At 60.2% G+C, this 25,613-nt stretch carries 26 protein-coding genes and 1 pseudogene; 12 read left to right on the top strand and 15 right to left on the bottom strand.

Annotated features, from left to right (window positions below; translation table 11 throughout):
• Positions 1-6: 6 nt before the first annotated feature.
• The 3 genes and pseudogenes from dsbA to APH41_RS29485 all read right to left on the bottom strand — a co-directional run bounded on the left by dsbA (position 7) and on the right by APH41_RS29485 (position 1,677).
• Entirely contained in the window at positions 7-642 is a 636-nt protein-coding gene (gene dsbA / locus APH41_RS19835; protein WP_003187375.1) for a thiol:disulfide interchange protein DsbA, read from the bottom strand.
• Between the two features lie 167 nt (positions 643-809).
• Positions 810-1,436, bottom strand: coding sequence for a cytochrome c4 (locus APH41_RS19840; protein ID WP_014716340.1), 627 nt, complete (start codon positions 1,434-1,436; stop codon positions 810-812).
• 33 nt (positions 1,437-1,469) lie between these two features.
• Positions 1,470-1,677: pseudogene (locus APH41_RS29485) on the bottom strand (cytochrome).
• Positions 1,678-1,869: 192 nt separating this feature from the next.
• Between APH41_RS29485 and yihA the strand changes: the two are divergent.
• The gene (gene yihA, locus APH41_RS19850; protein ID WP_054920909.1) at positions 1,870-2,511 is read left to right on the top strand and encodes a ribosome biogenesis GTP-binding protein YihA/YsxC; all 642 of its coding nucleotides are present in this window, start codon (positions 1,870-1,872) and stop codon (positions 2,509-2,511) included.
• A 271-nt stretch (positions 2,512-2,782) separates the two neighbouring features.
• Here the strand turns inward: yihA and polA are convergent, their stop codons facing one another.
• On the bottom strand, positions 2,783-5,578 hold the full coding sequence (polA, locus tag APH41_RS19855; RefSeq protein WP_054920911.1) for a DNA polymerase I: 2,796 nt from the start codon (positions 5,576-5,578) through the stop codon (positions 2,783-2,785).
• 74 nt (positions 5,579-5,652) lie between these two features.
• Between polA and APH41_RS19860 the strand changes: the two genes are divergently transcribed.
• Both APH41_RS19860 and APH41_RS19865 read left to right on the top strand, forming a co-directional pair.
• Entirely contained in the window at positions 5,653-5,943 is a 291-nt protein-coding gene (locus APH41_RS19860; RefSeq protein ID WP_054920914.1) for a DUF2782 domain-containing protein, read from the top strand.
• Between the two features lie 56 nt (positions 5,944-5,999).
• Complete coding sequence (locus APH41_RS19865; RefSeq protein ID WP_054920916.1) at positions 6,000-6,953, top strand: homoserine kinase; 954 nt, start codon at positions 6,000-6,002, stop codon at positions 6,951-6,953.
• A 107-nt stretch (positions 6,954-7,060) separates the two neighbouring features.
• Here APH41_RS19865 and APH41_RS19870 read toward each other — a convergent pair whose 3' ends face one another.
• Entirely contained in the window at positions 7,061-7,990 is a 930-nt protein-coding gene (locus APH41_RS19870; RefSeq protein WP_054920919.1) for a zinc ABC transporter substrate-binding protein, read from the bottom strand.
• A 58-nt stretch (positions 7,991-8,048) separates the two neighbouring features.
• Here APH41_RS19870 and zur point away from each other — a divergent pair, with 58 nt between their 5' ends.
• The 4 genes from zur to APH41_RS19890 are packed head-to-tail and all read left to right on the top strand — an operon-like array spanning position 8,049 to position 10,839.
• On the top strand, positions 8,049-8,531 hold the full coding sequence (zur, locus tag APH41_RS19875) for a zinc uptake transcriptional repressor Zur (RefSeq protein WP_014716336.1): 483 nt from the start codon (positions 8,049-8,051) through the stop codon (positions 8,529-8,531).
• Positions 8,531-9,301 (top strand): zinc ABC transporter ATP-binding protein ZnuC, encoded by a 771-nt coding sequence (znuC, locus tag APH41_RS19880; RefSeq protein WP_003187361.1) that lies wholly within the window; start codon positions 8,531-8,533, stop codon positions 9,299-9,301. Before zur ends, znuC begins: the two co-directional genes overlap by 1 nt.
• Complete coding sequence (znuB, locus tag APH41_RS19885) at positions 9,294-10,082, top strand: zinc ABC transporter permease subunit ZnuB (RefSeq protein WP_054920921.1); 789 nt, start codon at positions 9,294-9,296, stop codon at positions 10,080-10,082. The genes znuC and znuB overlap by 8 nt, the downstream gene beginning before the upstream one ends.
• 37 nt (positions 10,083-10,119) lie before the next feature.
• A complete protein-coding gene (locus tag APH41_RS19890; RefSeq protein ID WP_054920923.1) occupies positions 10,120-10,839 on the top strand; it encodes a PA5502 family lipoprotein in 720 nt (239 codons plus the stop codon).
• Between the two features lie 86 nt (positions 10,840-10,925).
• Here the strand turns inward: APH41_RS19890 and katE are convergent, their stop codons facing one another.
• Positions 10,926-13,067 (bottom strand): catalase HPII, encoded by a 2,142-nt coding sequence (gene katE, locus APH41_RS19895; protein ID WP_054920925.1) that lies wholly within the window; start codon positions 13,065-13,067, stop codon positions 10,926-10,928.
• Positions 13,068-13,332: 265 nt separating this feature from the next.
• Between katE and APH41_RS19900 the strand changes: the two genes are divergently transcribed.
• The 3 genes from APH41_RS19900 to APH41_RS19910 are packed head-to-tail and all read left to right on the top strand — an operon-like array spanning position 13,333 to position 15,836.
• Positions 13,333-14,340: a methionine ABC transporter ATP-binding protein gene (locus APH41_RS19900; protein ID WP_034129230.1), complete on the top strand. Its 1,008-nt coding sequence runs from the start codon at positions 13,333-13,335 to the stop codon at positions 14,338-14,340.
• Positions 14,340-15,014 (top strand): methionine ABC transporter permease, encoded by a 675-nt coding sequence (locus tag APH41_RS19905; protein WP_003187354.1) that lies wholly within the window; start codon positions 14,340-14,342, stop codon positions 15,012-15,014. The genes APH41_RS19900 and APH41_RS19905 overlap by 1 nt, the downstream gene beginning before the upstream one ends.
• A 51-nt stretch (positions 15,015-15,065) precedes the next feature.
• Positions 15,066-15,836 (top strand): MetQ/NlpA family ABC transporter substrate-binding protein, encoded by a 771-nt coding sequence (locus tag APH41_RS19910; RefSeq protein WP_003187353.1) that lies wholly within the window; start codon positions 15,066-15,068, stop codon positions 15,834-15,836.
• 129 nt (positions 15,837-15,965) lie between these two features.
• On the opposite strand, the gene APH41_RS19915 is transcribed toward APH41_RS19910, so the two are convergent.
• The 5 genes from APH41_RS19915 to APH41_RS19935 are packed head-to-tail and all read right to left on the bottom strand — an operon-like array spanning position 15,966 to position 19,889.
• Positions 15,966-16,601 carry an SCO family protein gene (locus APH41_RS19915; protein ID WP_054897237.1) on the bottom strand — a complete coding sequence of 212 codons (636 nt, stop codon included), beginning with the start codon at positions 16,599-16,601 and terminating at the stop codon, positions 15,966-15,968.
• Complete coding sequence (cyoE, locus tag APH41_RS19920; RefSeq protein ID WP_054920928.1) at positions 16,598-17,497, bottom strand: heme o synthase; 900 nt, start codon at positions 17,495-17,497, stop codon at positions 16,598-16,600. Before cyoE ends, APH41_RS19915 begins: the two co-directional genes overlap by 4 nt.
• Positions 17,485-18,564: a heme A synthase gene (locus tag APH41_RS19925; RefSeq protein ID WP_054897239.1), complete on the bottom strand. Its 1,080-nt coding sequence runs from the start codon at positions 18,562-18,564 to the stop codon at positions 17,485-17,487. The genes cyoE and APH41_RS19925 overlap by 13 nt, the downstream gene beginning before the upstream one ends.
• Positions 18,565-18,574: 10 nt before the next feature.
• Positions 18,575-19,159, bottom strand: a complete 585-nt coding sequence (locus APH41_RS19930) for a hypothetical protein (RefSeq protein ID WP_054920930.1) — start codon at positions 19,157-19,159, stop codon at positions 18,575-18,577.
• Positions 19,125-19,889 (bottom strand): SURF1 family protein, encoded by a 765-nt coding sequence (locus APH41_RS19935; RefSeq protein WP_054920932.1) that lies wholly within the window; start codon positions 19,887-19,889, stop codon positions 19,125-19,127. Before APH41_RS19935 ends, APH41_RS19930 begins: the two co-directional genes overlap by 35 nt.
• Before the next feature lie 31 nt (positions 19,890-19,920).
• On the opposite strand from APH41_RS19935, the gene APH41_RS19940 reads away from it, so the two are divergent.
• Complete coding sequence (locus tag APH41_RS19940) at positions 19,921-20,124, top strand: twin transmembrane helix small protein (RefSeq protein ID WP_003187345.1); 204 nt, start codon at positions 19,921-19,923, stop codon at positions 20,122-20,124.
• Between the two features lie 6 nt (positions 20,125-20,130).
• On the opposite strand, the gene APH41_RS19945 is transcribed toward APH41_RS19940, so the two are convergent.
• The 4 genes from APH41_RS19945 to coxB all read right to left on the bottom strand — a co-directional run bounded on the left by APH41_RS19945 (position 20,131) and on the right by coxB (position 24,510).
• Positions 20,131-21,018, bottom strand: a complete 888-nt coding sequence (locus tag APH41_RS19945) for a cytochrome c oxidase subunit 3 (protein WP_003187344.1) — start codon at positions 21,016-21,018, stop codon at positions 20,131-20,133.
• A gap of 35 nt (positions 21,019-21,053) precedes the next feature.
• On the bottom strand, positions 21,054-21,605 hold the full coding sequence (locus APH41_RS19950) for a cytochrome c oxidase assembly protein (RefSeq protein ID WP_054920935.1): 552 nt from the start codon (positions 21,603-21,605) through the stop codon (positions 21,054-21,056).
• Positions 21,606-21,740: 135 nt separating this feature from the next.
• Positions 21,741-23,324, bottom strand: coding sequence for a cytochrome c oxidase subunit I (ctaD, locus tag APH41_RS19955; protein ID WP_003187339.1), 1,584 nt, complete (start codon positions 23,322-23,324; stop codon positions 21,741-21,743).
• A gap of 58 nt (positions 23,325-23,382) precedes the next feature.
• Positions 23,383-24,510: a cytochrome c oxidase subunit II gene (coxB, locus tag APH41_RS19960; protein WP_032894328.1), complete on the bottom strand. Its 1,128-nt coding sequence runs from the start codon at positions 24,508-24,510 to the stop codon at positions 23,383-23,385.
• 369 nt (positions 24,511-24,879) lie between these two features.
• Between coxB and APH41_RS19965 the strand changes: the two genes are divergently transcribed.
• Positions 24,880-25,527 carry a hypothetical protein gene (locus tag APH41_RS19965; protein WP_054920938.1) on the top strand — a complete coding sequence of 216 codons (648 nt, stop codon included), beginning with the start codon at positions 24,880-24,882 and terminating at the stop codon, positions 25,525-25,527.
• Positions 25,528-25,613: the final 86 nt, after the last annotated feature.

The raw sequence follows: 25,613 nt of genomic DNA on the forward strand, positions 1-25,613 counted from the left end.
AGCCCCTTACTTGGCAGCGCGTTCTTTGGCAATCAGTTGGTCGGCAACGTTCAGGGTCGCTTCAGGACCACCGGTGCTGCCCAGGTCGAAACGGTATTTGCCGTTGACGATCAGAGTTGGAACGCCTTGCACGCCGTACTTCTGCGCGAGTTCCTTGGCCTGTTTGATTTGGCCCTGGATAGCGAAGGAGTTAAAGGTCGCCAGGAACTTGTCCTTGTCGACACCTTGAGTAGCAACGAAGTCAGCCATTTCGTCCGGTTTGGTCAGGCGCTTGCCTTGTTTCTGGATCGCTTCGAAGACAGCGTTGTGGACCTTGTGCTCAACACCCATGGCTTCCAGCGTCAGGAACAGTTGGCCGTGGGCGTCCCATGGGCCACCGAACATGGCAGGAATGCGACGGAAGTTAACATCCTTGGGCAGCTTTTCAGCCCATGGGTTGATAGTCGGCTCGAAGGCGTAGCAATGCGGGCAGCCGTACCAGAACAGCTCCACCACCTCGATCTTGCCGGGTACCGCAACCGGAACCGGGTTAGCCAGTTCAACATAGGTTTTACCGGCTTCAAGCGGCACATCGGCAGCTTGAGCGGTCATGCCGAAGAGGCTGGCAGTGACGAGAGCGGCGCTGAGGATCAGATTACGCATGCTTTACTCCTGGACAAATAAAGTCGCCTCACGCGACCTTTGTTGTGACAGGTCTACGCGGACATGAGTTCGTTAGTGTAACGGCAGCGGCCACAAAAAAGGGCGGCCTGAGCCACCCTTTTTATGCTTGCATCGCGGGATTAATCGAGCGTTAACGCCCAGCCCCGTCAGTGCAGGCCCTGGATATAACTGGAGAGGGCTGCGATGTCTTCGTCGCTCAGCTTGCGAGCGATGGTGCGCATGGTCATGGCGTCCCCATCGTTGGCCCGGCCGGCTTCTTCTTTGCGGAAGTCGGTCAACTGTTTGGCGATGTAGGTGGCATGCTGGCCGCTCAGGTGCGGGAAGCCTGCGGCAGCGTTGCCTGCGCCATTGGGCGAGTGGCAACCGGTGCAGGCGGGCAAGCCTTTTTCCAGATTACCGCCACGGAACAACTGCTCTCCGCGGGCGACCAATTTAGGATCGGCAGCTCCCACGCTACCCTTCTGGCTGGCAAAATACGCCGCGAGGTCCGCCAGGTCCTGATCGTTGAGATTGGTCAGCAGGCCGGTCATTTCCAGCACCGTGCGCTTGCCGTCCTTGATGTCGTGCATCTGCTTGCTCAGGTAGCGTTCACCCTGGCCGGCCAGTTTGGGGAAGTTCGGCGCCGGGCTGTTACCATCCGGCCCGTGGCAGGCACCACACACGGCGGCCTTCGCTTGACCGGCAGTGGCATCACCTTTGACGGGGCCCTCTGCAGCGACGGCAGCGCCTGTGATGCCCAAGGTCAACAGCAGACTCACGATCAGTTTGTTCATCAGCTAATCCAACTACGGCTAAGGGTTTAAGAGTTATCTACCGGGTTTACTCACCATCAAATCAATGACGGCCTGGTAATCCTCAGTACTGCAGTCCATGCACAAACCACGCGGCGGCATTGCCTTGAAACCCTGGGTCACGCACTGCTTCAGCCTGACCATGCAAACTCGGTTGATCCTGTGTAGCCTGAGCGCCGTAAAGCGGAATCAGGGCAGCAGAAGCGAGCAACCGTCGGTCCATACATCGACCTATTCAGGGTTTGAGAGCGTTTTGCGTTCTAATGCGCAATAAAGGTCTTTCGCTCCCGTGAACCTCATCCTTCGCTGGGACAAAGCACACACAAAATCTGCGGCATTATATACTGGCGCTACTGAAACGGAAACGACACCGCTTGCCGCACCCTTTCTCGGCACCGCCCACATCGGAAATCTCATGCAACTCAAGAACCCCATCCTCGGCCTGTGCCAACAGTCCACCTTCATGCTCAGCGCCGCCAAAGTGGACCAATGCCCCGATGACGAGGGCTTTGAAGTCGCCTTTGCCGGCCGTTCCAACGCCGGTAAATCCAGCGCACTGAACACCCTGACTCACGCCAGCCTGGCGCGCACCTCGAAAACCCCGGGCCGCACGCAACTACTCAATTTCTTCAAGCTAGACGATGATCGGCGTCTGGTCGACCTGCCGGGCTACGGTTATGCAAAAGTACCTATCCCGCTGAAGCTGCACTGGCAGCGTCACCTTGAGGCTTACCTGGGCGGTCGCGAGAGTTTGAAGGGTTTGATCCTGATGATGGACATCCGCCATCCAATGACCGACTTCGACTTGCTGATGCTCGACTGGGCTGTCGCCAGCGGCATGCCGATGCACATTTTGCTGACCAAGGCCGACAAGCTCACCTACGGCGCAGCCAAGAACACCCTGCTCAAAGTGCAGTCCGAAATCCGTAAGGGCTGGGGCGATACCATCACGATTCAGCTGTTCTCCGCCCCCAAGCGCATGGGCCTTGAAGAGGCCTACACCGTGCTGGCCGGCTGGATGGCATTGGCGGACAAGGGCGCAGAAATCGCCGAGTAACTTTTCTGCGAGCAAAAAAAACCCCGGACTTCTTTTGGGGAGGGGAAGTTCGGGGTTCAAGTTCCGGACCGCTAGGGCGGGGTCCAGAATTATCTGCCAACACTTAACACAACATAGGAGCATTGAAGGGCTTCACCACCCATTCAGTAACTCTGAGTGGCAGTTCACAGGTTAAGTTCCGACAGGCTCAAAAAACTATTGGAAATAACTGACGACGGTTTCCGATCTAAACCGCTTCGCCACCACTGACGGTGATGGCAAAGCCGCGGAATCAGTGCGCCTCGTCCCAGTTATCGCCTACGCCTACGTCCACCACCAAAGGCACGTCCAACTGAGCCGCCGCGCTCATATGCTCGCGAATCTTCTCGCTGACCTGCGCGACCAGGTCTTCACGCACCTCCAGCACCAATTCGTCGTGCACCTGAAGGATGACCTTGGCATCCAGGCCCGACTCGGTCAGCCAGTTATCCACCTGCACCATGGCTTTCTTGATGATGTCCGCCGCCGTGCCCTGCATCGGCGCGTTGATCGCTGTGCGCTCGGCCGCCGCGCGCTCCTGGGGCTTGTTGGAGTTGATATCCGGCAAGTACAGGCGCCGCCCGAAGAAGGTTTCGACATACCCCTGATCCGCCGCCTGGGCGCGGGTTCGCTCCATATATTCGCGCACCCCTGGATAGCGAGCGAAGTACACATCGATGTAAGCCTTGGCGGTCTTGGTATCGACGCCGATGTCCTTGCCCAGCTTCTGGGCGCCCATGCCGTAAATCAGGCCAAAGTTGATCGCCTTGGCGCTGCGGCGCTGGTTGGACGTGACCTCATTCAACTCGACCTTGAACACTTCGGCCGCCGTGGCCGTGTGCACGTCCAGGTCATTGCGGAAGGCGTTCATCAGGCCTTCGTCCTTGGACAAATGCGCCATGATCCGCAGCTCGATCTGCGAATAGTCCGCCGCCAGCAGTTTGTAGCCCTTGGGCGCGACAAACGCCTGGCGAATGCGCCGCCCCTCGGCGGTGCGCACCGGGATGTTCTGCAGGTTCGGATCGCTGGAGGACAAGCGCCCGGTCGCCGCGACGGCCTGGTGGTAAGACGTATGAATACGCCCGGTACGCGGGTTGATCTGTTCCGGCAGGCGGTCGGTATAGGTACTTTTGAGCTTGCTCATGCTGCGGTACTGCATCAGTACCTTGGGCAACGGAAAATCATCTTCGGCCAGTTTGGCCAACACTTCCTCAGCGGTGGATGCCTGGCCCTTGCCGGTTTTTTTCAGCACCGGCATGCCGAGCTTCTCGTACAGGATCGCCCCGAGCTGCTTGGGCGAGCCCAGGTTGAATTCTTCACCGGCGATCTCGTACGCCTGGCGCTCCAGCTCGACCATCTTGTTACCCAGCTCGATGCTCTGAATGCCGAGCAGGTCCTTGTCTACCAGTGCGCCCTGGCGCTCGATGCGTGCCAGCACCGGCACCAGCGGGATCTCGATGTCCGTCAGCACACTGGCCAGGCTCGGGATCGCCGCCAGTTGCGCGTACAAGTGCTGATGCAGGCGCAAGGTCACGTCGGCATCTTCGGCCGCATAGGGGCCGGCTTGCTCAAGGGCGATCTGATCGAACGTGAGTTGCTTGGCCCCTTTGCCGGCGATGTCCTGGAAGCTGACCGTGTCGTGGTCCAGGTACTTCTTCGCCAGACTGTCCATATCGTGCCGGGTCGCGGTGGAATTGAGCACGTAGGATTCGAGCATGGTGTCGAAGGCGATGCCGCGCACGGTAATGCCCTGGGCAGGGTCGCCACCAATGGCGCAGTTGGCCAGGATGTTCATGTCGAACTTGGCGTGCTGGCCCACCTTGAGTTTGGTCGGGTCTTCCAGCAGCGGTTTCAGGGCCAGCAGAACGGTGTCGCGGTCCAATTGATCCGGCGCGCCGATATAGGAATGGGTCAGCGGGATGTAGGCGGCTTCATGGGGCTGCACAGCAAACGAGACCCCGACCAATTGCGCCTGCTGGGCGTCGATGCCGGTGGTTTCGGTGTCGAAAGCAAACAACGGCGCATCGTGGAGTTTTTTCAGCCACACGTCGAAGGTAGCCTGGTCCAGAATAGTGGTGTAAACCGCCTCTACCGGTACTGATATAACAGCCTCGACCGGCATCTCGGCGGCCGGCGCAACCTCGCTCGCCGACTTGAGCTCGACACGCTTGGCATCGCGCTGGATTTCGTCGTACCAGCTCTTGAACTCAAGCAGCGTGTACAGCTCCAGCAGCTTTTCGCGATCCGGTTCGATCAGGTGCAAATCATCCAACCCGATATCCAGCGGCACATCGATCTTGATCGTCGCCAACTGATAGGACAGGAATGCCATCTCCTTGTGCTCCTCCAGCTTGGCCGGCAGGGTCTTGGCCCCACGGATAGGCAGGGTCGGCACAATATCCAGCTGCTCATAAAGCTCTTTGAGGCCGCCATTGACTCCCACCAGCAAGCCGGAGGCGGTCTTGGGGCCAATGCCCGGAACGCCGGGAATGTTGTCGGACGAATCCCCCATCAACGCCAGATAGTCGATGATCTGCTCCGGAGCGACGCCGAATTTCTCCTTAACGCCCTCGATGTCCATCGAGCTACCGGTCATGGTGTTGACCAAGGTAATGTGGCCGTCCACCAGCTGCGCCATGTCTTTGTCACCGGTCGAGATCACCACCGGGCGGCTGGCGGCCGCGCTGCTGCGGGCCAGGGTGCCGATCACGTCATCGGCCTCGACGCCCTCGACGCACAGCAACGGGAAGCCAAGAGCGATCACGCTTTGATGCAGCGGCTCGATCTGCAGGCGCATGTCATCAGGCATGCTCGGGCGGTTGGCTTTGTATTCGGCGTACATCTCATCGCGAAAAGTCCCACCCTTGGCGTCGAAAACCACCGCAAATGGGCTGTCCGGGTACTGCTTGCGCAGGCTTTTGAGCATGTTCAACACGCCCTTGACCGCACCGGTGGGCAGGCCTTTGGAGGTGGTCAGCGGTGGCAGCGCGTGGAAGGCGCGATACAGATAAGAAGAACCGTCCACCAGGACGAGGGGCGCTTGGCTCATGAGCAGGATCAACCTTTTCGGCGGGTCAGGCGCTAGAATAGCCGGACCAATGAAAACAAAGGGACAAGGTTATCATGCGTACATTCAATCGCCTGCTGTTGACCGGTTTGATTGCACTCGCTCCGATGGCTGCCATGGCGGCAGACAATGCCCCTGGAGGTGATCCGGAAGTTACCATTCGCACGGAAGGCGACAAAACCATCCAGGAATACCGCCAAAACGGCTTTCTGTACGCGATCAAGGTCACCCCGAAGGGCGCACCACCGTACTTTCTGGTACGTGCGGACGGCACCGACGCGAACTTCATCCGCTCTGACCAGCCGGATATGCTGATCCCGTCATGGAAGATCTTCGAATGGAAATGATTTCTTAATTTTAACCGGCGCTGCCCACCGCAGCGCCCGTAACGGCAGTTTTAACCATGTCTGTGTTCACCCCCCTGGCTCGGCCTGAGCTGGAAACCTTTCTCGCCCCTTATGGGCTCGGCCGCCTGCTTGATTTCCAGGGGATTGCCGCCGGCAGCGAAAACACCAATTTCTTTATCAGCCTGGAGCAGGGCGAGTTCGTCCTGACCCTGGTTGAGCGTGGCCCGGTGGCAGAAATGCCGTTCTTCATCGAACTGCTCGACGTGCTCCACGACGCCGACCTGCCTGTGCCGTACGCCCTGCGTACCACCGACGGCATCGCTTTGCGCGAACTCAAGGGCAAACCGGCCTTGCTGCAACCGCGCCTGGCGGGCAAGCACATCAAGGAGGCCAATGCACAGCATTGCACCCAGGTTGGCGAATTGCTCGGCCACCTGCACTTGGCCACCCAGGGCGAAAAGGTACTTGAACGCAAGACCGACCGCGGCCTGGATTGGATGCTCTGCGAGGGCGCGCAACTCATTTCGCACCTCAACGAGGCCCAGCAACGCCTGTTGCGCGATGCGCTGGCCGAGATAGACGCCCACAAGGCCGACATCCTCGGCCTGCCGCGGGCGAATGTGCACGCCGATCTGTTTCGCGATAACGCGATGTTTGAAGGCACGCACCTGACAGGCCTGATCGACTTCTACAACGCCTGTTCGGGGCCGATGCTCTACGACGTGGCCATCGCCTTGAATGATTGGTGCTCGGATGCCGATGGCGTGATTGACGGTCACCGTGCCCGGGCGCTGCTGGGCGCTTACGCGGGGCTACGGGCGTTTACCGCGAAGGAAGCCGAGCTATGGCCGACCATGCTGCGCGTGGCGTGCGTACGGTTCTGGCTGTCCCGGCTGATCGCGGCCGAATCATTTGCAGGGCAGGATGTGTTGATTCATGACCCGGCTGAGTTCGAGCACCGCTTGGCGCAGCGTCAACAGGTCACGGTCCACCTGCCGTTCGCACTTTAAAAGACCGACTCGGCCAATGTGGGAGCTGGCTTGCCTGCAATAGCAGTATCGACTGATACTGCGCTATCGCGGGCAAGCCCACTCCCACAGGGGTTTTGTGTTGCGTGTTAGAGCGACTCCAGGCAACCGGCCAAGTCATTGCCGAGCCTTTCCAGTACCTGCTCATAACCCTGCGCGGTAGCTGGCGTATAGCCACCCAACGCATCCAATTCCGCCAACTTCACCGGCAACCCGGCCACCAGGGTTTCGGCCAAGCGAGGTCGCAACGGCGGCTCGCTGAACACGCAAGTCTTGCCCACTTCCTGCAAACGCGCGCGCATCGCCGCTACGTGCTGCGCGCCCGGCTGCACTTCGGCGGCCACGCTGAACACGCCAGCATGCTTCAAACCGTACGCCTCTTCGAAGTAATCAAAGGCTTCGTGGAACACGAAATAAGGTTTGCCATCAACGCCCGCCAAACGCTGCTTCAGGCGCGCATCCAGCGCGTTCAGGCGTTCTTCGAAGGCCTTCGCATTGCTCTGATAACGCTCGGCATTGGCTGGGTCGGCAACGCTCAGATCGGCCGCCATCCGAGCGGCGATCACACGTGCATTGACCGTGGACAGCCACAGGTGCGCATCCACACTGCCTGGGCGGTGATCGTGATCATGTTCGTCGGCTTCATCGGCATGAGAGTGGCTATCTTCGCCGAAGACGCGCAGTTTCATGCCTGGCAGGTCCTGCACGGCCACCGTTGCCGCTGTACGGCTTTTAAGCACACGCGGCAAAAACGTTTCCATGTCTGGCCCAATCCAGTACAGCAGGTCGACCGACTGCACGCGCCGTACGTCGGATGGGCGCAAAGCAAAGTTATGCGGCGACGCCCCCGGCGGCAGCAATACCTCTGGAACAGCCACGCCGTCCTGCACGGCAGCGGCAATCAGTTGCAAGGGCTTGATGCTCGTCAGCACCTTGACCTCGGCCTGAGCGGCACCCGCAACGAATAAACTGGTGACAAATACGACAAAAACGGGAAAAAGTCGGGACACGATGACCACTCGATGGCGTAGGAACGGGTAACATAATAACGTCTCTATCAAATATCTGTCGCCGCTCATGCCTAAAACACCGCTTGCCAGCCGTCCCCACGACCACTCTCACTGCGTGCACACCGCATTGTCAGAGGCCGACACCCTGTGCGCAAAGAAAGGCTTGCGCCTGACCGCCTTGCGTCGCCGGGTGCTGGAGCTGGTGTGGCAGAGCCACAAGCCTTTGGGCGCGTACGACATTCTCGGCGTCCTCAGCGAGCAGGACGGCCGCCGCGCCGCGCCGCCCACCGTTTACCGTGCGTTGGATTTCCTGCTGGAAAACGGCCTGGTGCACCGTATCGCCTCGCTTAACGCCTTTGTCGGCTGCAACCACCCGGAGCACGCGCATCAGGGCCAGTTCCTGATCTGCCGCGAGTGCCACGCCGCCATTGAGCTTGAACAAAAAAGCATCAGCGACGCCATTATCAAAAGCTCTGCCGACGTCGGCTTCAAGGTCGAAGGGCAAACGGTCGAAGTGGTCGGCCTGTGCGCAGGCTGCCAGGGGGTTTGATGAGCAATGCGTTAATCCGCCTGGAGCAGGTCGGGGTCACGTTCGCCGGGCAAAACGTGCTGGAGAACATCGCACTGAGCGTGGAACCGGGGCAAATCGTCACCCTGATCGGCCCCAACGGCGCTGGCAAGACCACCTTGGTGCGCGCCGTGCTCGGGCTGCTCAAGCCCCACAGCGGCACGGTTTGGCGCAAGCCCAAGCTGCGCGTGGGCTATATGCCGCAAAAGCTGCATGTGGACCCGACATTGCCGCTCTCCGTATTGCGCTTCCTGCGCCTGGTGCCTGGCGTAGACCGCGCCCGCGCCCAGGCTGCGCTTAAGGAAGTCGGCGCCGAACACGTCATCGACAACCCGGTGCAAAGTATTTCCGGCGGCGAAATGCAGCGCGTGCTGCTGGCCCGCGCCTTGCTGCGCGAGCCCGAGCTGCTGGTACTCGATGAACCCGTGCAAGGTGTCGATGTCGCCGGCCAGGCCGAGCTGTACAGCCTGATCACCCGTCTGCGCGACCGCCATGGTTGCGGCGTACTGATGGTCTCCCACGACTTGCACCTGGTCATGAGCACCACCGACCAAGTGGTCTGCCTCAACCGCCACGTGTGCTGCTCCGGCCACCCGGAACAGGTCAGTGGCGACCCGGCGTTCGTGGAGCTGTTCGGCAAGAACGCCCAGAGCCTGGCGATCTACCATCACCACCATGACCACGCCCATGACCTGCATGGCGCCGTCGTCGATACCCCCCACGTTCATGGAGATAGCTGCAAGCATGGCTGATTTTCTGCTCTACGCCCTGCTGGCAGGCTTGGCTTTGGCACTGGTGGCGGGCCCATTGGGCTCGTTTGTGGTCTGGCGGCGCATGGCCTATTTCGGCGACACCTTGTCCCATGCCGCCTTGCTGGGCGTGGCCATGGGCTTTCTGCTGGATGTAAGCCCGGCCATCGCCGTGACCGTCGGCTGCCTGTTGCTAGCCGTAGTGCTGGTGACCCTGCAGCAACGCCAGCCACTGGCCTCCGACACTCTGCTGGGCATCCTCGCGCCCAGCACCTTGTCCTTGGGCCTGGTGGTGCTGAGCTTCATGCATGAAGTGCGCATCGACCTGATGGCCTACCTGTTCGGCGACCTGCTGGCGATCAGCCCGACCGACCTGGCCTGGATCCTCGGCGGCAGCGCTGCGGTGCTGGTGTTGCTGGTGGCCCTGTGGCGCCCGTTGCTGGCGATCACCGTGCATGAAGAACTGGCCAAGGTAGAAGGCTTGCCCGTCGCAGGCCTGCGTATGGCCTTGATGTTGCTCATCGCCGTGGTGATTGCTGTCGCGATGAAGATTGTCGGCGTATTGTTGATCACGTCGCTGCTGATCATTCCAGCCGCCGCTGCCCAGCGCCACGCTCGCTCTCCGGAGCAGATGGCAATTGGCGCCAGCCTCCTGGGGATGCTTGCAGTGTGTGGTGGCCTGGCGCTGTCCTGGTTCAAGGACACACCGGCCGGGCCGTCGATTGTGGTTACGGCGGCCGCCCTGTTTCTGCTGAGTTTTGTCCTGCCCCGTCGAGGGGTGTAGACTTGCTCGCTTTTTGCGCAAATAGAGAGTCGCAGGAATGAAGCCGTTCACCTCCCGTTATCTGCTCCTTGCCGCATTTTCACTGCTGCTGGGCGCCTGCCAAAGTACGCCGCCCGCTGCCCCCCAGGCTCCGGATCCGCGGGCTGCGGCCATCGCGCAGCTGGAACAAAACCTGGCCAGCAGCGAATTGGCCACCGCCGAAGACCAACTGGCTGCATTGCAGGCCCAATCGCCCAATGACGCGGCACTTGAGGCCTACCAGCGTCAATTGGCCGAAGCCTACCTGCAACGCAGCCAGATCGTGCTGCAAAAAGGCGACGTCAACGCGGCCGCCACGGCCCTGAGCCGTGCCCGCGCCTTGATGCCCAAGGCCCCTGCGCTGACCGGTGGCGTCAACAGTGCCATCAGCCATGCGCGCAAAGCCGAATTGGACCAGGCAGAAGCTGCGTTGAAAGCCGCTGAGGCCAAGCCTGCCGCCAAGGTCATCGACCCCGCAGCGCCGAGCACCACCGTGGCGCTGAACCTTGCGGATGTTGAAGACATGCGCCATCAGTTGGACGCCATCGCCACCGATGTGGTGAATTACCAGTGCGACGTCAGCATCCAGGTGCCACGCACCCAGGATTACCCGTGGCTGGCCACGTTACTGACCAAGCGGGTCAAGCGGATTGATTCGGGGTATGACCTGAAGATTCACCGGCAGATCCTGAAACATATTCCGGCGCAGGTTGTGCTGATTCCGCGCAAGACGGACTAAAAGCATCGCAGGCAAGCCAGCTCGCACATTTGAAAAGTGTGGGAGCTGGCTTGCCTGCGATGAAGATCTAACAAACAACCGATAAGTTAAGCCGGAATCGCCTTGGATTTCGGCTCACGCGCCCACACTCGATGCTGGGCAATCGCCGCAAAGAAGGCCTTGAACGCCTTGGCATCCGCGCCCACGATCAACCCCGCATCCTCCTCCAGTTTCAGCAGGTCCAGCAACGGCTTCATATCGCTGGCTACCGCAATCGCCTTCAGGTGTTTGTAGGCTTCCAGTACGTAATGCAACGCCACGCCATCACCGCTCAGCGCCTTCACGGACTCTTTGCCACCCGGGATAAACACTGCGTCGAAGGCAATGGACGGCATGCCTTCCATCGAGGCGTCGACCGGCAGCGTCTTGCCCTGCGCGGTGGTCACCGGCGCCGAAGTAGGCCCCAGCAACTTGGCATGGGCGCCTTCAGCTTCAAGCGCGGCTTTTAACGCGTCAATGGCCGCACCATCAACGCCGTTGGCTGCCAGAATCGCCACTTTGCGCGTTTTGATATCGCCCGACAGCAAGTTCACCTGGCTCAAGGCTGGCGATTCTTTCAACAACGTTTCACGGGCAGGCACGGTGCCCTTGGTCGGCGCCGGCAAGCCCAGATTCTGCGCAACGCGCTTGGCCAGCTCCAGGTCGATATTGGCCAGGATCTCGTTGACCTGGCGCGCACGGATGAACTCGCGCTCCACCTTGCCCAGCTCAAAACTGTAGGCCGCGATAATGTGCTCTTTCTCGTGGTGGCTCATGCTGTTGTAGAACAGCGTCGCCTGGGAGAAATGGTCACCGAAGGATTCGCTGCGCTCACGTACTTTGTTGGCATCGACGCGCTCGTAGTAGGACTCAAAGCCACCATCGGTAGGACCAGCAGGGGTTTCTTTCGGCCAACCACCATCAATAGAGTTTGGCTCGTAGGACGCACGACCCTTATCAATCACGGTGCGATGCTGAGCGTCGCGCTGGCCGTTATGAAAAGGCACGACAGGCCGGTTGATTGGAATCTCATGAAAGTTCGGCCCGCCCAGTCGGCTGATCTGGGTATCGGTGTAGGAAAACAGACGGCCCTGCAGCAATGGGTCGTTGGTGAAGTCGATGCCCGGCACGATGTGACCCGGGCAGAACGCAACCTGCTCGACTTCAGCGAAGAAGTTGTCCGGGTTACGGTTGAGCACCATTTTGCCCAGCGGCGTGATCGGTACCAGTTCTTCTGGAATGATCTTGGTCGGGTCGAGCAAGTCGAAATCAAACTTGTGCTCGTCTTCTTCGGCCACGATCTGTACGCCCAGCTCCCACTCAGGGTAATCGCCGCTTTCAATCGCTTCCCACAGGTCACGACGGTGGTAGTCCGTATCTTTACCGGCCAGCTTTTGCGCCTCATCCCATACCAGCGAGCAGGTGCCGACTGTTGGACGCCAGTGGAACTTCACGAAGCTGGACTTACCTTCGGTATTGATCAAACGGAAGGTGTGTACCCCAAAGCCCTGCATGGCGCGCAGGCTTTTTGGAATGGCGCGGTCGGACATGGCCCAGATCACCATGTGCGCGGATTCCGGTTGCAGCGAAACAAAGTCCCAGAACGTATCGTGGGCCGAACCGCCGGTAGGAATCTCGTTATGAGGCTCGGGTTTCACCGCGTGGACGAAGTCAGGAAATTTGATCGCATCCTGGATGAAGAACACCGGCATGTTGTTGCCCACCAGGTCGAAGTTGCCTTCGTCGGTGAAGAACTTCACGGCAAAACCGCGCACGTCACGCACGGTGTCGCCGGAACCACGCGGGCCCTGCACCGTGGAAAAACGTGCGAACACCGGGGTTTTATGCTCAGGCGTGCGCAGGAAACCTGCCTTGGTCAGCGCCGAATGGTCGCCGTAACTCTGGAAATAGCCATGGGCCCCCGTACCACGGGCATGCACGATGCGCTCGGGGATACGCTCATGGTCAAAGTGCGTGATCTTTTCACGCATGATGAAGTCTTCCAGCAGCGAAGGGCCGCGGGCGCCGACTTTCAGGCTGTTTTGGTTGTCGGAAATCTTCACGCCCTGGTTGGTGCGCAGGGCCTGGCCGGTCGCGTCGGAACGGAATTCTTCCAACGCCTGCAGCTTGGCGTTGGTGTTGCCACGGTCCAGGGTATCAGTGCCCGCGAGTTCACTCTTCGGCGGGGTGGCTGGCTTCTTGGTACTCATCAGTCAAAACTCCTTATTCAAAGTGGCCAGAGCGGTCCCCGGCTCGTTTGAGCAAAACCCCAGGCACGGCACCTGGGAAATCGAGTTGCTTAAGTAGTGACTGACTTGGTTTTGCACCGTTCCTTTTTTATGACCTTTGATCGCGTTATTGCCAAATGACTGGATGAATACGAAATAAATGCTAAGAAACGCTATACGGACAGGCTAAAATGCGCGCCCGGCTAACCGCTGATCCCTTTTCAATGCGCCCCACAAGGTTCGCTACGTGATCGAGTTTCAAAACGTCCATAAAACCTACCGCGTCGCCGGTAAGGATATCCCCGCCCTGCACCCCACCAGCCTGCGCGTCGAGAACGGCCAGGTGTTTGGCCTGATTGGCCATTCGGGTGCCGGTAAAAGCACCCTGTTGCGCCTGATCAACCGTCTGGAAGAGCCCAGTGGCGGCCAGATCAAGGTGGATGGCGAAGAAGTCACTGCGCTGGACGCCAACGGCCTGCGGCGCTTTCGCCAGCAGGTCGGGATGATCTTCCAGCACTTCAACTTGCTGGCGTCCAAGACCGTGGCCGACAACGTCGCGCTGCCGCTGACGCTCGCCGGTGAACTGTCGCGCAAGGAAATCGACCAGCGTGTGGCTGAGCTGCTCGCCCGCGTCGGCTTGTCGGACCACGCCAAGAAGTACCCGGCGCAGTTGTCCGGCGGCCAGAAACAGCGCGTCGGCATCGCCCGAGCCCTGGCGACCAAGCCAAAAATCCTGCTTTGTGACGAAGCCACCAGCGCCCTCGACCCGCAAACCACGGCGTCGGTCCTGCAACTGCTGGCCGAGATCAACCGCGAGTTGAACCTGACCATCGTGTTGATCACCCATGAAATGGACGTGATCCGCCGCGTATGCGACCAGGTCGCCGTCATGGACGCCGGGGTAATCGTCGAGCAAGGCTCGGTGGCCGACGTGTTCCTGCACCCCAAGCACCCGACCACCAAGCGCTTCGTACAAGAAGCCGAACAGGTGGACGAAGGCGAGCAGCGCGACGACTTTGCCCATGTGCCAGGCCGTATCGTGCGCCTGACGTTCCAAGGGGACGCGACCTATGCGCCACTGCTGGGTACCGTCGCACGGGAAACCGGTGTGGACTACAGCATTCTTGCCGGTCGTATCGACCGCATCAAAGACATCCCTTACGGGCAACTGACCCTCGCCGTCACCGGCGGTGACATGGAAGCCGCGTTCGCACGCTTCACCGCCGCCGACGTTCACATGGAGGTCCTGCGCTGATGGACGTTTTCCTGAGTTTCTTCGCCAATATCGACTGGTCTGAAATCTGGCTCGCCACCGGCGACACCATGACCATGCTGTTCGGCTCGCTGTTCTTCACCGTGCTACTGGGGCTGCCTCTGGGCGTGCTGTTGTTCCTGACCAGCCCGCGCCAGCTATTCGAACAAAAAGGCCTGTACGCGCTGTTGTCGCTGATCGTGAATATCTTGCGCTCGCTGCCGTTCATCATCCTGCTGATCGTGATGATTCCGTTCACGGTACTGATCACCGGCACGTCGCTGGGTGTCGCCGGCGCGATCCCACCACTGGTCGTCGGTGCCACGCCATTCTTTGCTCGCCTGGTGGAAACCGCCCTGCGCGAAGTGGACCGTGGCATCATCGAAGCCACCCAGGCCATGGGCGCCACCACCCGCCAGATCATCACCAATGCCCTATTGCCCGAGGCCCGCCCTGGCATCTTCGCGGCGATTACGGTGACGGCGATTACACTGGTTTCCTACACCGCGATGGCTGGTGTGGTCGGGGCTGGCGGCCTGGGCGACCTGGCAATCCGTTTTGGCTACCAGCGTTTCCAGACCGATGTGATGGTGGTCACTGTGGTGATGCTGTTGATTCTGGTGCAAATTCTGCAAACCGTCGGCGACCGGCTGGTGGTGCATTTTTCTCGTAAATAACGGCCATTGCCGGCACATAGCCGGCAGATGCCCGAACAAGGAGCTTGCTGGATGAAAAAACTACTGGTTGCTTTCGCCGCCGTGGCTGCGTTTTCCGCCCACGCCGAGACTATTACGGTCGCTGCTTCGCCGGTGCCTCACGCCGAAATCCTCGAATTCGTGAAGCCTGCCCTGGCCAAAGAAGGCGTGGACCTGAAGGTCAAAGTCTTCACCGACTACGTGCAGCCGAACGTACAGGTGGCTGAAAAGCGCCTGGATGCCAACTTCTTCCAGCACCAGCCGTACCTGGATGAATTCAACAAGGCCAAAGGCACTCACCTGGTGAGCGTCGGCGCTGTGCACCTGGAACCTCTGGGCGCTTACTCCAGCAAGTACAAAAAACTGGCCGACCTGCCTGACGGCGCCAACGTGGTGATCCCGAACGACGCCACCAACGGCGGCCGTGCGCTGTTGCTGCTGGCCAAGAACGGCCTGATCACCCTGAAGGACCCGACCAACATCCTGTCGACCATCAAGGACATCACCGGCAACGATAAAAACCTGAAATTCCGCGAACTGGAAGCCGCCACCCTGCCGCGCGTGCTGACCCAGGTCGACCTGGCGCTGATCAACACCAACTACGCCCTGGAAGCCAAGCTGGACCCATCCAAGGATGCCCTGGTGATCGAAGGCAGCGACTCGCCTTACGTGAACATCCTGGTGACCCGCGAAGACAACAAGGATGCGGACGCGGTGAAGAAGCTGGTTGCAGCCCTGCACACGCCTGAAGTGAAGAAATTCATCGAAGAGAAGTACAAAGGCGCGATCAAACCGGCGTTCTGATTTCTCCTGATCTGATCGTTCCCACGCTCCGCGTGGGAACGCCTCTCGTGACGCTCTGCGTCACGCTTGGGGACGCAGAGCATCCCTAACTGCATTCCCACGCAGAGCGTGGGAACGATCATCAGGTGCTCACTTGCGCTGTAGCAACCCCGGCAACTGCGCCACCAGCTTCTGGTTGTTCAACGGCGCACGAATAAACCCACGCTGAGTACCATCCGGGCCGATCAGTGCCAGGTTACCGCTGTGGTCGACTGTATAGTTCGGCTTGCTGGTATCCGCCGGAATGAAGGGAATGCTCACCGCATTCGAGACCTTCTGCACATCCTCCACGTTAGCGCCAGTCAGGCCTTGGAACTGTGGGTCGAAGTAACCCAGGTACTGCTTGAGCTGCGCCGGGGTATCGCGGTGTGGATCGACGCTGACCAGGATCACCTGCAACTTGTCCACAGCCTCTTTGGGCAGCTCACTCTTGATCTGGCGAAGCTGGGCGAGGGTGGTCGGGCAGATATCCGGGCAGAAGGTGTAACCGAAAAACAGCAGGCTCCACTTGCCCTTCAACTCATTGACCACCACCGGCTGGCCTTCCTGGTCGGTCATGGTCACCGTTGGCAACTGGCGGCTTTGCGGCAGCAGAATGATGCCGGCGTCGATCAGCGCAGTGGGATCGCCCTGGCCTTTGCCCGAGAGCACTTTGTTGACGGTCAGGCCCATGATCAACGCCACCAGGGCCACGAGGATGAAGACGGTTTTTTGAGTTCGAGTCATAGGTTCAACAATAAGTAGTGGTCTACGAGCAGGGCGATAAACAGCAGCAGCAAGTACCAGATAGAGTACTTGAACGTGTTGATCGCCGCGTGCGGCTGGCTGCCACGGTACAACACCCAGGCCCATTGCAGAAAGCGCGCACCCAATACCAGCGCACAGCCCAGGTAGAGCAGCCCGCTCATGTGGATAACGTAGGGCATCAGGCTCACCGCCAGCAGGGCGAAGGTGTACAGCAGGATATGCACCTTGGTGTAGTGTTCGCCATGGGTGACCGGCAGCATCGGGATGTCGGCCTTGGCGTATTCCTCTTTGCGGTGAATGGCCAGGGCCCAGAAATGTGGCGGAGTCCAGGCGAAGATGATCAGCACCAGCAGCAAGGGTTCGGCACTCACATGCCCAGTAACAGCCACCCAACCCAACAGCGGCGGCGCCGCACCGGCCAGACCGCCGATGACGATATTCTGCGGCGTTGCTCGCTTGAGAAAGCCGGTATAGATCACCGCATAACCCAGCAGCGAAGCCAAGGTCAGCCAGGCCGCCAGCGGGTTGGTGTACGCGAGCAGCAGGGCTAATCCTGCAATAGCCAGGAACAACGCAAACGCTAACGCCGCCATCGGCGAGACACGCCCCTCAGCCATCGGCCGCTTGTGAGTGCGCGCCATCACGGCATCAATCCGTCGATCGACCACATGGTTCACCGCCGCCGCGCCGCCGGCACACAGGGCAATGCCGAGGTTGCCGAACACCAGCACTGTCCAGGGCACCCCGGCGCGGGTGGCAAGGAACATGCCCACCAGCGAAGTAATCAGCATCAGCACCACTACTTTGGGCTTGGTCAGCTCCAAATAGTCACGCCAGATCGCCCGGTCGCGACGTGCGCCGATCACGGTCGCCATGGCAGCTCTCCTTTAAGGGTGATAAGGCCCGACACCTGTTTGCGCGGGATAAAACGCCAGCCGAACAGGCGCGGGTGACGCACCCGAACCAGGCTGGTGCGCGCGTGATAATTGACCAGCACCAGCGTCAACAACAACGCTGCCCCGCCGGCGTTGTGTGCGACCGCCACCGGCAGGGGCAAGCCGAACGCCACATTGCTCACCCCCAGGCAGATCTGCGCAGCCAGGGCGATCAACAGCAGGCCGGCCAGGCGCGTCATCCCTACTGCTCGCAGTTGCCAGGCCAAACCGAGCAGCACGAGCGTGACCAGCACGGCGCCGATGCGATGCGTCAGGTGGATAGCAGTGCGCGCCTCGCTGTCGAGCTGCCCGCCCAGGTAATTGGGGCCGATGTGCTGGGTCAGGTGAAAACCATTGGCGAAGTCTGCCGTCGGCCACCATTGGCCATGACAGGTGGGCAAATCGATACAGGCCACCGCCGCGTAGTTGGAACTGACCCAGCCGCCCAGGGCGATCTGCCCGATCACCAGCACCAGGCCCGCCGTCGCCCAATATTGCAGGCGCTTGGGCACGACCAGCGCCGGTAGTACGCCGGACAGCCGCAGGGTCAGCAGAAACAGCAGGCTCAAGGTCGCAAAGCCGCCCAAAAGGTGCCCTGTGACCACTTGCGGCCAGAGCTTCAAGGTCACGGTCCACATGCCAAACGCCGCTTGGGCGAACACCACCGCCAGCAGGAACAGCGGCAGCTTCACGGGCTGGCCCGGATCACGTCGATGACGCCACGAACGCGCCGCCAGCAGCGCGATCAACAGGCCCAGGCTGCCCGCGAAGTAGCGATGGGTCATCTCGGCCCAGCCTTTGTCGGCCTCCACCGGCGTGTCGGGAAAGTGCAACTCGGCATGGGCCAGTTGGGCTTCGCTTTGCGGCACGCTGATAAAGCCATAGCAGCCCGGCCAGTCCGGGCAGCCGAGACCGGCGTGAGTCAGGCGGGTATAGGCGCCGAGCAGCACGACAAACAACGCCAGAAGCGTGGCAAACAGCGCGAGGCGAAATCCAGGCTTGGCCATGAGGGTGCCCTTATCCGATGTTCGACAGTTTCAGCAGCAAGCGCAGGTCGTTGAGCAAGTCCTTGCCCTTGACCTTGGCGTCGTAGCGCAGCACCAGATTGCCGTGGGGGTCGACGATCCACAGTTGCGCCTCGCCGGGCGCAGCAGCGTTCCTGGTAAAGGTCGACACATCCAGCGGGTAGCGCTGCAGCTGTGGATATTCGGCCTTGAGCTTGGCCTCGTATTCGCTGCTCAACGGTTGCGCGCCGGCCAGGGCATGGCTGGCACGGGATGCATCCCGGCCAAGGCTGATCTGCAGCTGGCGCGCCAGGTACACCAGTTGCTGGCAATTGGCAGCACAGGCGGTGGGGGCGGTGACCAGCAGTTGCCAGCGCTGTTCATCGGCCTGCACGCCAATGTCGGCGCGGGTCTGGCCGTTGCCGATCAGTTCGCCGTGATAGCTGCGGCTGTCCGGCACCCAGAACTGCAATTTGTACATGAAGGTGGCCAGCGCCATCGGGCCGATCACCATCATCAGGATCAAAATCAGCTGCCAGCGCCCCTTGCGCCGATCAGGCGTGTCAGATGTGCTGGGTGGATTCATGGCCGCTCCCATGGGGCTTCTCCTTTTTGTTATGCCATCCGAGGTAGAGGTAAAGCGCCAGCAACGCCATGGCCATGGCGAACCATTGCACAGCGTAGGCCAGGTGTTTTTCCGGGCCCATGGCGACGACGGGCCAGGTGGTTTCGTAGGTACCGGGGCCCGCTTCGGCGCGCAGTTCATAGTCAAAACCGCTGCGCCCCAGTTCGTCCCACAGCGCGGCGGGGTGCAGTGCGGTAAGCAGGCGCGGCCATTGCGTGCTGGCCGGGTCGGCATGCAGTTGGAAGGTCTCGCCGGGGGCGACGTACACCCAGGCGTCGAGGTTCAGCGTCTGTTCAGGAGTAGTAAAGGCGGGCGCGATACGCCGGTCCGGCCAGGGCAGCCAGCCGCGATTGAGCAACAGCCACAGGCCGCTGGCCTGGTCATGAAAGGGTTGCAGCAACTCGACACCGGCCTTGCCGTCACGCATGCGGTTATCCAGCAATACGCTGTGTTCACCATCCAGTTGCCCGCGAAGGTGAACACGACGGAAGGCTGGATCAGCCATGTCATTGAGCTGCGTACTGCTGACCGGCTCGGCGGCGCGGCGCTCGGCATAACGGTCTACCAACAGTTGCTTTTCGTGCCCGCGGGACAATTGCCAAAACCCCAGGCCCACCATCAATGGCAGCAACACCAGTACCACCAGCGTCGGCGCGATGCCCGGACGAAAGCGTTGCATGGCACTGGCTATACTCGATCTCATCGCCCCTCCCCAATTAGCCCGGAGCCAGACCATGCTCAAAGCCGCCATTGCCCTGATGCTGATCGCGACCGTCGTGAGCCTGTTCAGTGGCTTGTTCTTCCTGGTCAAGGACGAGGGCAACTCCAACCGCCTCGTCACTGCCTTGACCGTGCGTGTCACCCTGGCCGTGATCACCGTGGGCTTGATCGCCTGGGGCTTTTTCAGCGGCCAATTGGTCTCTCATGCGCCGTGGTAAGCGGCGTCAGAGCACATAGACAAAGAAAAACAGCCCGATCCACACCACGTCCACAAAGTGCCAATACCAACTGGCCGCCTCGAAACCGAACTGGTGCTCGGCATTGAAATGCCCGCGCAGGATGCGCATCAGCATCACAAACAGAATGATGGTGCCGATGGTCACGTGGGCGCCGTGAAAGCCCGTGAGCATGAAGAACGTCGCGCCGTACACGCCTGAACCCAGGGTTAGGCCCAACTCTTTGTAGGCGTGGATGTATTCCTCGGCCTGGAATCCAAGAAACGCCAAGCCCAGCAGCACGGTGATCGCCAGCCAGAGTTTCAGTGCGCCACGATGGCCTTTGCGCAGGGCATGGTGGGCAATGGTGATGGTCACGCTGGAACTCACCAGCAGGATGGTATTGACCAATGGTAGGCCCCAGGGGCTGATGGTGCCTTTGGGCGCAGGGTAGAGCTTGGGGTCGGGGTTGTTCAGCAGGGGCCAGGCAAACTCGAAGTTCGGCCACAGCATGTGCGCAATGCCCTTGGGCCCCTCGCCCGCCAACCAAGGCCCAGCCCAGACGCGCACGTAGAACAGCGCACCAAAAAAGGCGATGAAGAACATCACCTCCGAAAAGATGAACCAGGTCATGCCCCAGCGGAACGAGCGGTCCATCTGGGCGCTGTACAGCCCAGCACGACTTTCCTTGATCACCGCGCCAAACCAGCCAAACAGCATGTAGGCCAGCAGCAAACCGCCGACGAAAAAGATCCACGGCCCGTGGGATTCAGGGCGCGCGGCCTTCAAGTCGTTGAACCACACGGCCAGGCCATACACGGTGACCAGCAGGCCAATCGTGGCAATTATTGGCCATTTGCTTTGCGCTGGTACGTAGTACGTATCATGAGTCGACATGTATTCGCTCTCCTGATTGAGGGGGCAAACAGTAGCTAGCCCCCGGTCCTGACGGCCACGGGCGGCTGGCGCGCAGTGATATCGAACAGCGTGTACGCCAGGGTCAAATGCTTCACATCCGTGGGCATCGCTCGGTCGACGATGAAACGTACGGGCATCTCAATGCGCTCACCGGGCTGCAACACTTGCTGGGTGAAGCAAAAGCATTCGGTCTTGTGGAAGTACATCGCCGCTTCGGCCGGGGAAATACTGGGTATCGCCTGGGCGGTCATCGGCTTATCAGTGGGGTTGTAGGCCACGAATAGCATCTCGTTGACTGCTCCGGGGTTGACCACAATCTCATCGGCCTTGGAGTGAAATTCCCAGACCATGTCGATGGCGTTGGTGGACAGAAACTGCACCCGCACTTGGCGCGAGGGGTCAACCATTTGCTCACCCTCGTACTGCCCGGCGGTCTTGCCGTTGATGCCGAACGCCTTGCACATCACGTCGTAGATCGGCACGAGGGCGAATCCGAAGGCGAACATTGCCAGCACCAGGATCAGCAGGCGGGTGACCAGGCGCTTGAGCGGTACGGAGTCAGCCATAGCGCCCACCTGGCTTTGGACTTTCTGTGGGAGCTGGCTTGCCTGCGATGAGGATCTCAAAGCCGGTAGATTCAGCGCCTGACATAACGCCATCGCGGGCAAGCCCGCTCCCACAGGGGGAGTATAGGGAGGGCTTCATTTGACCTCCGGCGGCGTGGTGAAGGTGTGATACGGCGCCGGCGAGGGCACGCTCCACTCCAGGCCTTCGGCGCCATCCCACGGTTTGGCCGGCGCAGGCGGGCCGCCACGGATGCACTTGATGACAATGAACAGGAAGAAGATCTGCGTGGCGCCGAACATGAAGGCACCAATGGACGAGACCATATTGAAGTCAGCGAACTGCAGGTTGTAGTCCGGCACCCGGCGCGGCATACCGGCCAGCCCCACAAAGTGCATGGGGAAGAACGCCATGTTCATGCCCACGAAAGACAACCAGAAGTGCAGCTTGCCCAAGGTTTCGTCGTACATGTGGCCGGTCCATTTCGGCAGCCAGTAGTAGGCCGAAGCGAAGATCCCGAAGATCGCGCCGGGCACCAGTACGTAATGGAAATGCGCCACCACAAAGTAGGTGTCGTGGTACTGGAAGTCCGCCGGGGCAATCGCCAGCATCAGCCCGGAGAAGCCGCCGATGGTGAACAGGATCACAAAGGCCACCGCAAACAACATCGGCGTCTCGAACGTCAGTGAGCCTTGCCACATGGTGCTGACCCAGTTGAACACCTTCACGCCCGTAGGCACGGCGATCAGCAAGGTGGCGTACATGAAGAACAGCTCACCCACCAGCGGAATGCCCACCACAAACATGTGGTGCGCCCACACGATGAACGACAGGAACGCGATGCTCGCGGTGGCGTAGACCATCGAGGTGTAGCCGAACAGCGGCTTGCGCGAGAAGGTGGGGATGATCGAGCTGACCGCGCCAAAGGCCGGCAGGATCATGATGTACACCTCGGGATGCCCAAAGAACCAGAACACATGCTGGAACAGCACGGGATCGCCACCACCGGCCGCGCTGAAGAAGCTGGTGCCGAAGTGGATATCCATCAGCATCATGGTCACGCAGCCCGCCAGTACCGGCATCACCGCGATCAGCAGGAACGCGGTGATCAGCCAGGTCCACACGAACAGCGGCATTTTCATCAGGGTCATGCCCGGCGCACGCAGGTTGAGGATGGTGGCGACCACGTTGATCGCGCCCATGATCGAACTGATGCCCATCAGGTGGATGGCAAAGATAAAGAACGTCACGCTTTCCGGGGCATAGGTGGTGGAGAGCGGGGCGTAGAAGGTCCAGCCGAAATTCGGCCCGCCGCCGGGCGTGAACAAGGTGGACACCAGCAGCAGGAACGCCGCCGGCAACAACCAGAAGCTGAAATTGTTCATGCGCGGCAGGGCCATGTCCGGCGCGCCGATCATCAGCGGGATCATCCAGTTGGCCAGGCCGACAAACGCCGGCATCACCGCGCCGAATACCATGATCAACCCGTGCATGGTGGTCATCTGGTTGAAGAACGCCGGCTGCACGATCTGCAGGCCCGGCTGGAACAACTCGGCGCGGATCACCATGGCGAACGAGCCGCCGAGCAGGAACATGGTGAAGGCGAACCACAGGTACATGGTGCCGATGTCTTTGTGGTTGGTGGTCAGCACCCAGCGCATCAGGCCCTTGGCGGGGCCGTGTGCGTGGTCGGCATGACCATGGTCGATCACGGTGCTCATGGCCGTTCTCCTGCAAGCGAGTGAGCGGGACGATTCAGGGCATTGGCAATGAAAGTCGTCATTTGCTTTCCGCCTGTTTCAGAGCCAGCACGTCTTTGGGCGTGACCATGTCGCCTTTGTTATTGCCCCAGGCGTTACGCTCATAGGTCACCACAGCGGCGATATCCACTTCCGAGAGCTGCTTGCCGAAAGCTGCCATCGCGGTGCCGGGCTTGCCGTGATACACGATGCTCAGATGGTCTTTGGCCGGCCCGGTGGCGATTTTCGAACCCTTGAGCGCCGGGAACATCGGTGGCAAGCCTTGGCCCTCAGCCTGGTGACAGGCCACGCAAGTGGTGTGATAGACCTTGTCGCCACGCGCCACCAGTTCGTCCAGCGTCCACTCCTTGGAGGTCAACTCCTTGAGCTTGGCGGCCTCCTCCTTGCGCTCGCCCAGCCAGGTGTCGTAGTCGGCCTTGGACTTGACCTCCACCACGATGGGCATGAAGCCATGGTCCTTGCCACACAGTTCGGCGCACTGACCACGGTAGATGCCGGGCTTCTCGACGCGGGTCCAGGCCTCGTTGACGAAGCCAGGGATAGCATCGCGCTTGACCGCAAAGGCCGGCACCCACCAGGAGTGGATCACATCGGCGGCGGTCACCAGAAAGCGCACCTTGGCGCCCACCGGCAATACCAGCGGCTGGTCGACTTCCAACAGGTAGTGCTCGCCCTTGGTGGCCTGGTTATGGATCTGCTCGGCGGGTGTGGCCAGGTTGCTGAAGAACTCCACATCCTGGCCCAGGTATTTGTAGTGCCACTTCCACTGATAGCCGGTGACCTGGATATCGATATCCGACTCACTGCTGTCGTAGATGTTGATCAGGGTCTTGGTGGCCGGAATGGCCATGGCCACCAGGATCAGCAAGGGCACCACGGTCCAGAGGATTTCCACGGTGGTACTTTCGTGGAACTTCGCCGCTACCTGGCCCGTAGACCGGCGGTGCAGGATCATCGACCAGAACATCGCGCCAAACACGACGATGCCGATCACCACACAGATCCAGAAAATGGTCATGTGCAGGTCAAACACAGCGTGGCTGACTTCAGTAGCCCCTGGCGCCATATTCGTAGTCCAGGCGGCGTGCGCCTGGCCGAATACCGACCACAACAGGAGGCCCATCCAAACGTGTGGATGTCGCGTCATTGCGGGTTCCCCTTTATGTTTCTTGTTATCCCGCCGGTTTGCACCTGCGGCGAAGGGAGCGGCTTCCATACTGCTTACAACCGCCAAGCCTTGCCTGCGTCATGCAGTTGGGCGTCATCAGCTAATTGCGTACAAAACCGAGTATAGACAGCCGTAGCAACCCCGCAATGTGTGGGGGCAAATCAATAGAAACAGACAGACGGAGCCCGTAAAATGGGCGGCGGAATCGTTTATCCGACGAACGATGGCATTTCGATATAACCCCTGCCTATAACCATGAAATAATTATGACAAATGCGTCTTAGGCGCTCGTATAAACGAACTACCTTATCTTCTCCCTTTTCCTACGCCTGCTTCACTGGAGCCTTCATGAACACCGCCGCATTGCGCGAGCAGATTTCCCGTGCCCATCAACACGAAGCCAGCACCGGCCAGCTCGTCAGCCAGCTGAAGAAACAAGTGCCGCACCTGCATTCGTCCATCGCCTTGGCTGACGGTGATCGCAATATGGTCATGACCCGTTTTGTGACCGCTTACATCGATCTGGTTCCTGATTTGCTCGACGCCGCCAATGACGTGGCCCGTGAGGCCGGGATTGAAAGCCAGATCAAACCGGTACTGAAAATCGCTGAACATTTTTTCCTGCAGCCGCCAGCGATTCTGGCCGGACACGACGGCCTTGATGGCCTGCTGGATGAGGCCTACCTGGCGCATCGCCTGGTCGAAGAAGTGAACGATCTGTATATCAAGCATTTTGGCCAGCCGCTGATTCCAGCGGATACCACCGTGGCCAACGTGATCGCCCATCAACTGATCGGTGAAGACTTCGCCAACCAATTGGATGAAGCCGTGCACCTGGCGGTGGATGAGATGCTTAACGAGGAAAGCTTTGCGCTGGAATCGGTCGAGGCCTATCGCGAACAGCTCAAGAGCCCGCAGACCGAAGCGTACTGGAAGCGCTGGCCATGCCTGTCGCGCCAGCTTGGGGTTGAGCTGTCGCTGGATCAACCTGCGTAAATCGTCCGGCTTACAAAGATCAACTGTGGGAGCCGGGCTTGCCCGCGATTGGCGGAGTATCAGCCAACAGATTAGTTGACTGAACC

This window comes from Pseudomonas sp. NBRC 111138 (genome assembly GCF_001320835.1).
In the GTDB taxonomy this organism is placed as follows: domain Bacteria; phylum Pseudomonadota; class Gammaproteobacteria; order Pseudomonadales; family Pseudomonadaceae; genus Aquipseudomonas; species Aquipseudomonas paracarnis.

Excerpts from the sequence above, each read along its gene's own strand:
- dsbA (WP_003187375.1), bottom strand. The coding sequence starts at position 642 with ATGCGTAATCTGATCCTCAGCGCCGCTCTCGTCACTGCCAGCCTCTTC.
- APH41_RS19840 (WP_014716340.1), bottom strand. The coding sequence starts at position 1,436 with ATGAACAAACTGATCGTGAGTCTGCTGTTGACCTTGGGCATCACAGGC.
- yihA (WP_054920909.1), top strand. The coding sequence starts at position 1,870 with ATGCAACTCAAGAACCCCATCCTCGGCCTGTGCCAACAGTCCACCTTC.
- polA (WP_054920911.1), bottom strand. The coding sequence starts at position 5,578 with ATGAGCCAAGCGCCCCTCGTCCTGGTGGACGGTTCTTCTTATCTGTAT.
- APH41_RS19860 (WP_054920914.1), top strand. The coding sequence starts at position 5,653 with ATGCGTACATTCAATCGCCTGCTGTTGACCGGTTTGATTGCACTCGCT.
- APH41_RS19865 (WP_054920916.1), top strand. The coding sequence starts at position 6,000 with ATGTCTGTGTTCACCCCCCTGGCTCGGCCTGAGCTGGAAACCTTTCTC.
- zur (WP_014716336.1), top strand. The coding sequence starts at position 8,049 with ATGCCTAAAACACCGCTTGCCAGCCGTCCCCACGACCACTCTCACTGC.
- znuC (WP_003187361.1), top strand. The coding sequence starts at position 8,531 with ATGAGCAATGCGTTAATCCGCCTGGAGCAGGTCGGGGTCACGTTCGCC.
- znuB (WP_054920921.1), top strand. The coding sequence starts at position 9,294 with ATGGCTGATTTTCTGCTCTACGCCCTGCTGGCAGGCTTGGCTTTGGCA.
- APH41_RS19890 (WP_054920923.1), top strand. The coding sequence starts at position 10,120 with ATGAAGCCGTTCACCTCCCGTTATCTGCTCCTTGCCGCATTTTCACTG.
- katE (WP_054920925.1), bottom strand. The coding sequence starts at position 13,067 with ATGAGTACCAAGAAGCCAGCCACCCCGCCGAAGAGTGAACTCGCGGGC.
- APH41_RS19905 (WP_003187354.1), top strand. The coding sequence starts at position 14,340 with ATGGACGTTTTCCTGAGTTTCTTCGCCAATATCGACTGGTCTGAAATC.
- APH41_RS19910 (WP_003187353.1), top strand. The coding sequence starts at position 15,066 with ATGAAAAAACTACTGGTTGCTTTCGCCGCCGTGGCTGCGTTTTCCGCC.
- APH41_RS19915 (WP_054897237.1), bottom strand. The coding sequence starts at position 16,601 with ATGACTCGAACTCAAAAAACCGTCTTCATCCTCGTGGCCCTGGTGGCG.
- cyoE (WP_054920928.1), bottom strand. The coding sequence starts at position 17,497 with ATGGCGACCGTGATCGGCGCACGTCGCGACCGGGCGATCTGGCGTGAC.
- APH41_RS19925 (WP_054897239.1), bottom strand. The coding sequence starts at position 18,564 with ATGGCCAAGCCTGGATTTCGCCTCGCGCTGTTTGCCACGCTTCTGGCG.
- APH41_RS19930 (WP_054920930.1), bottom strand. The coding sequence starts at position 19,159 with ATGGGAGCGGCCATGAATCCACCCAGCACATCTGACACGCCTGATCGG.
- APH41_RS19935 (WP_054920932.1), bottom strand. The coding sequence starts at position 19,889 with ATGAGATCGAGTATAGCCAGTGCCATGCAACGCTTTCGTCCGGGCATC.
- APH41_RS19940 (WP_003187345.1), top strand. The coding sequence starts at position 19,921 with ATGCTCAAAGCCGCCATTGCCCTGATGCTGATCGCGACCGTCGTGAGC.
- APH41_RS19945 (WP_003187344.1), bottom strand. The coding sequence starts at position 21,018 with ATGTCGACTCATGATACGTACTACGTACCAGCGCAAAGCAAATGGCCA.
- APH41_RS19950 (WP_054920935.1), bottom strand. The coding sequence starts at position 21,605 with ATGGCTGACTCCGTACCGCTCAAGCGCCTGGTCACCCGCCTGCTGATC.
- ctaD (WP_003187339.1), bottom strand. The coding sequence starts at position 23,324 with ATGAGCACCGTGATCGACCATGGTCATGCCGACCACGCACACGGCCCC.
- coxB (WP_032894328.1), bottom strand. The coding sequence starts at position 24,510 with ATGACGCGACATCCACACGTTTGGATGGGCCTCCTGTTGTGGTCGGTA.
- APH41_RS19965 (WP_054920938.1), top strand. The coding sequence starts at position 24,880 with ATGAACACCGCCGCATTGCGCGAGCAGATTTCCCGTGCCCATCAACAC.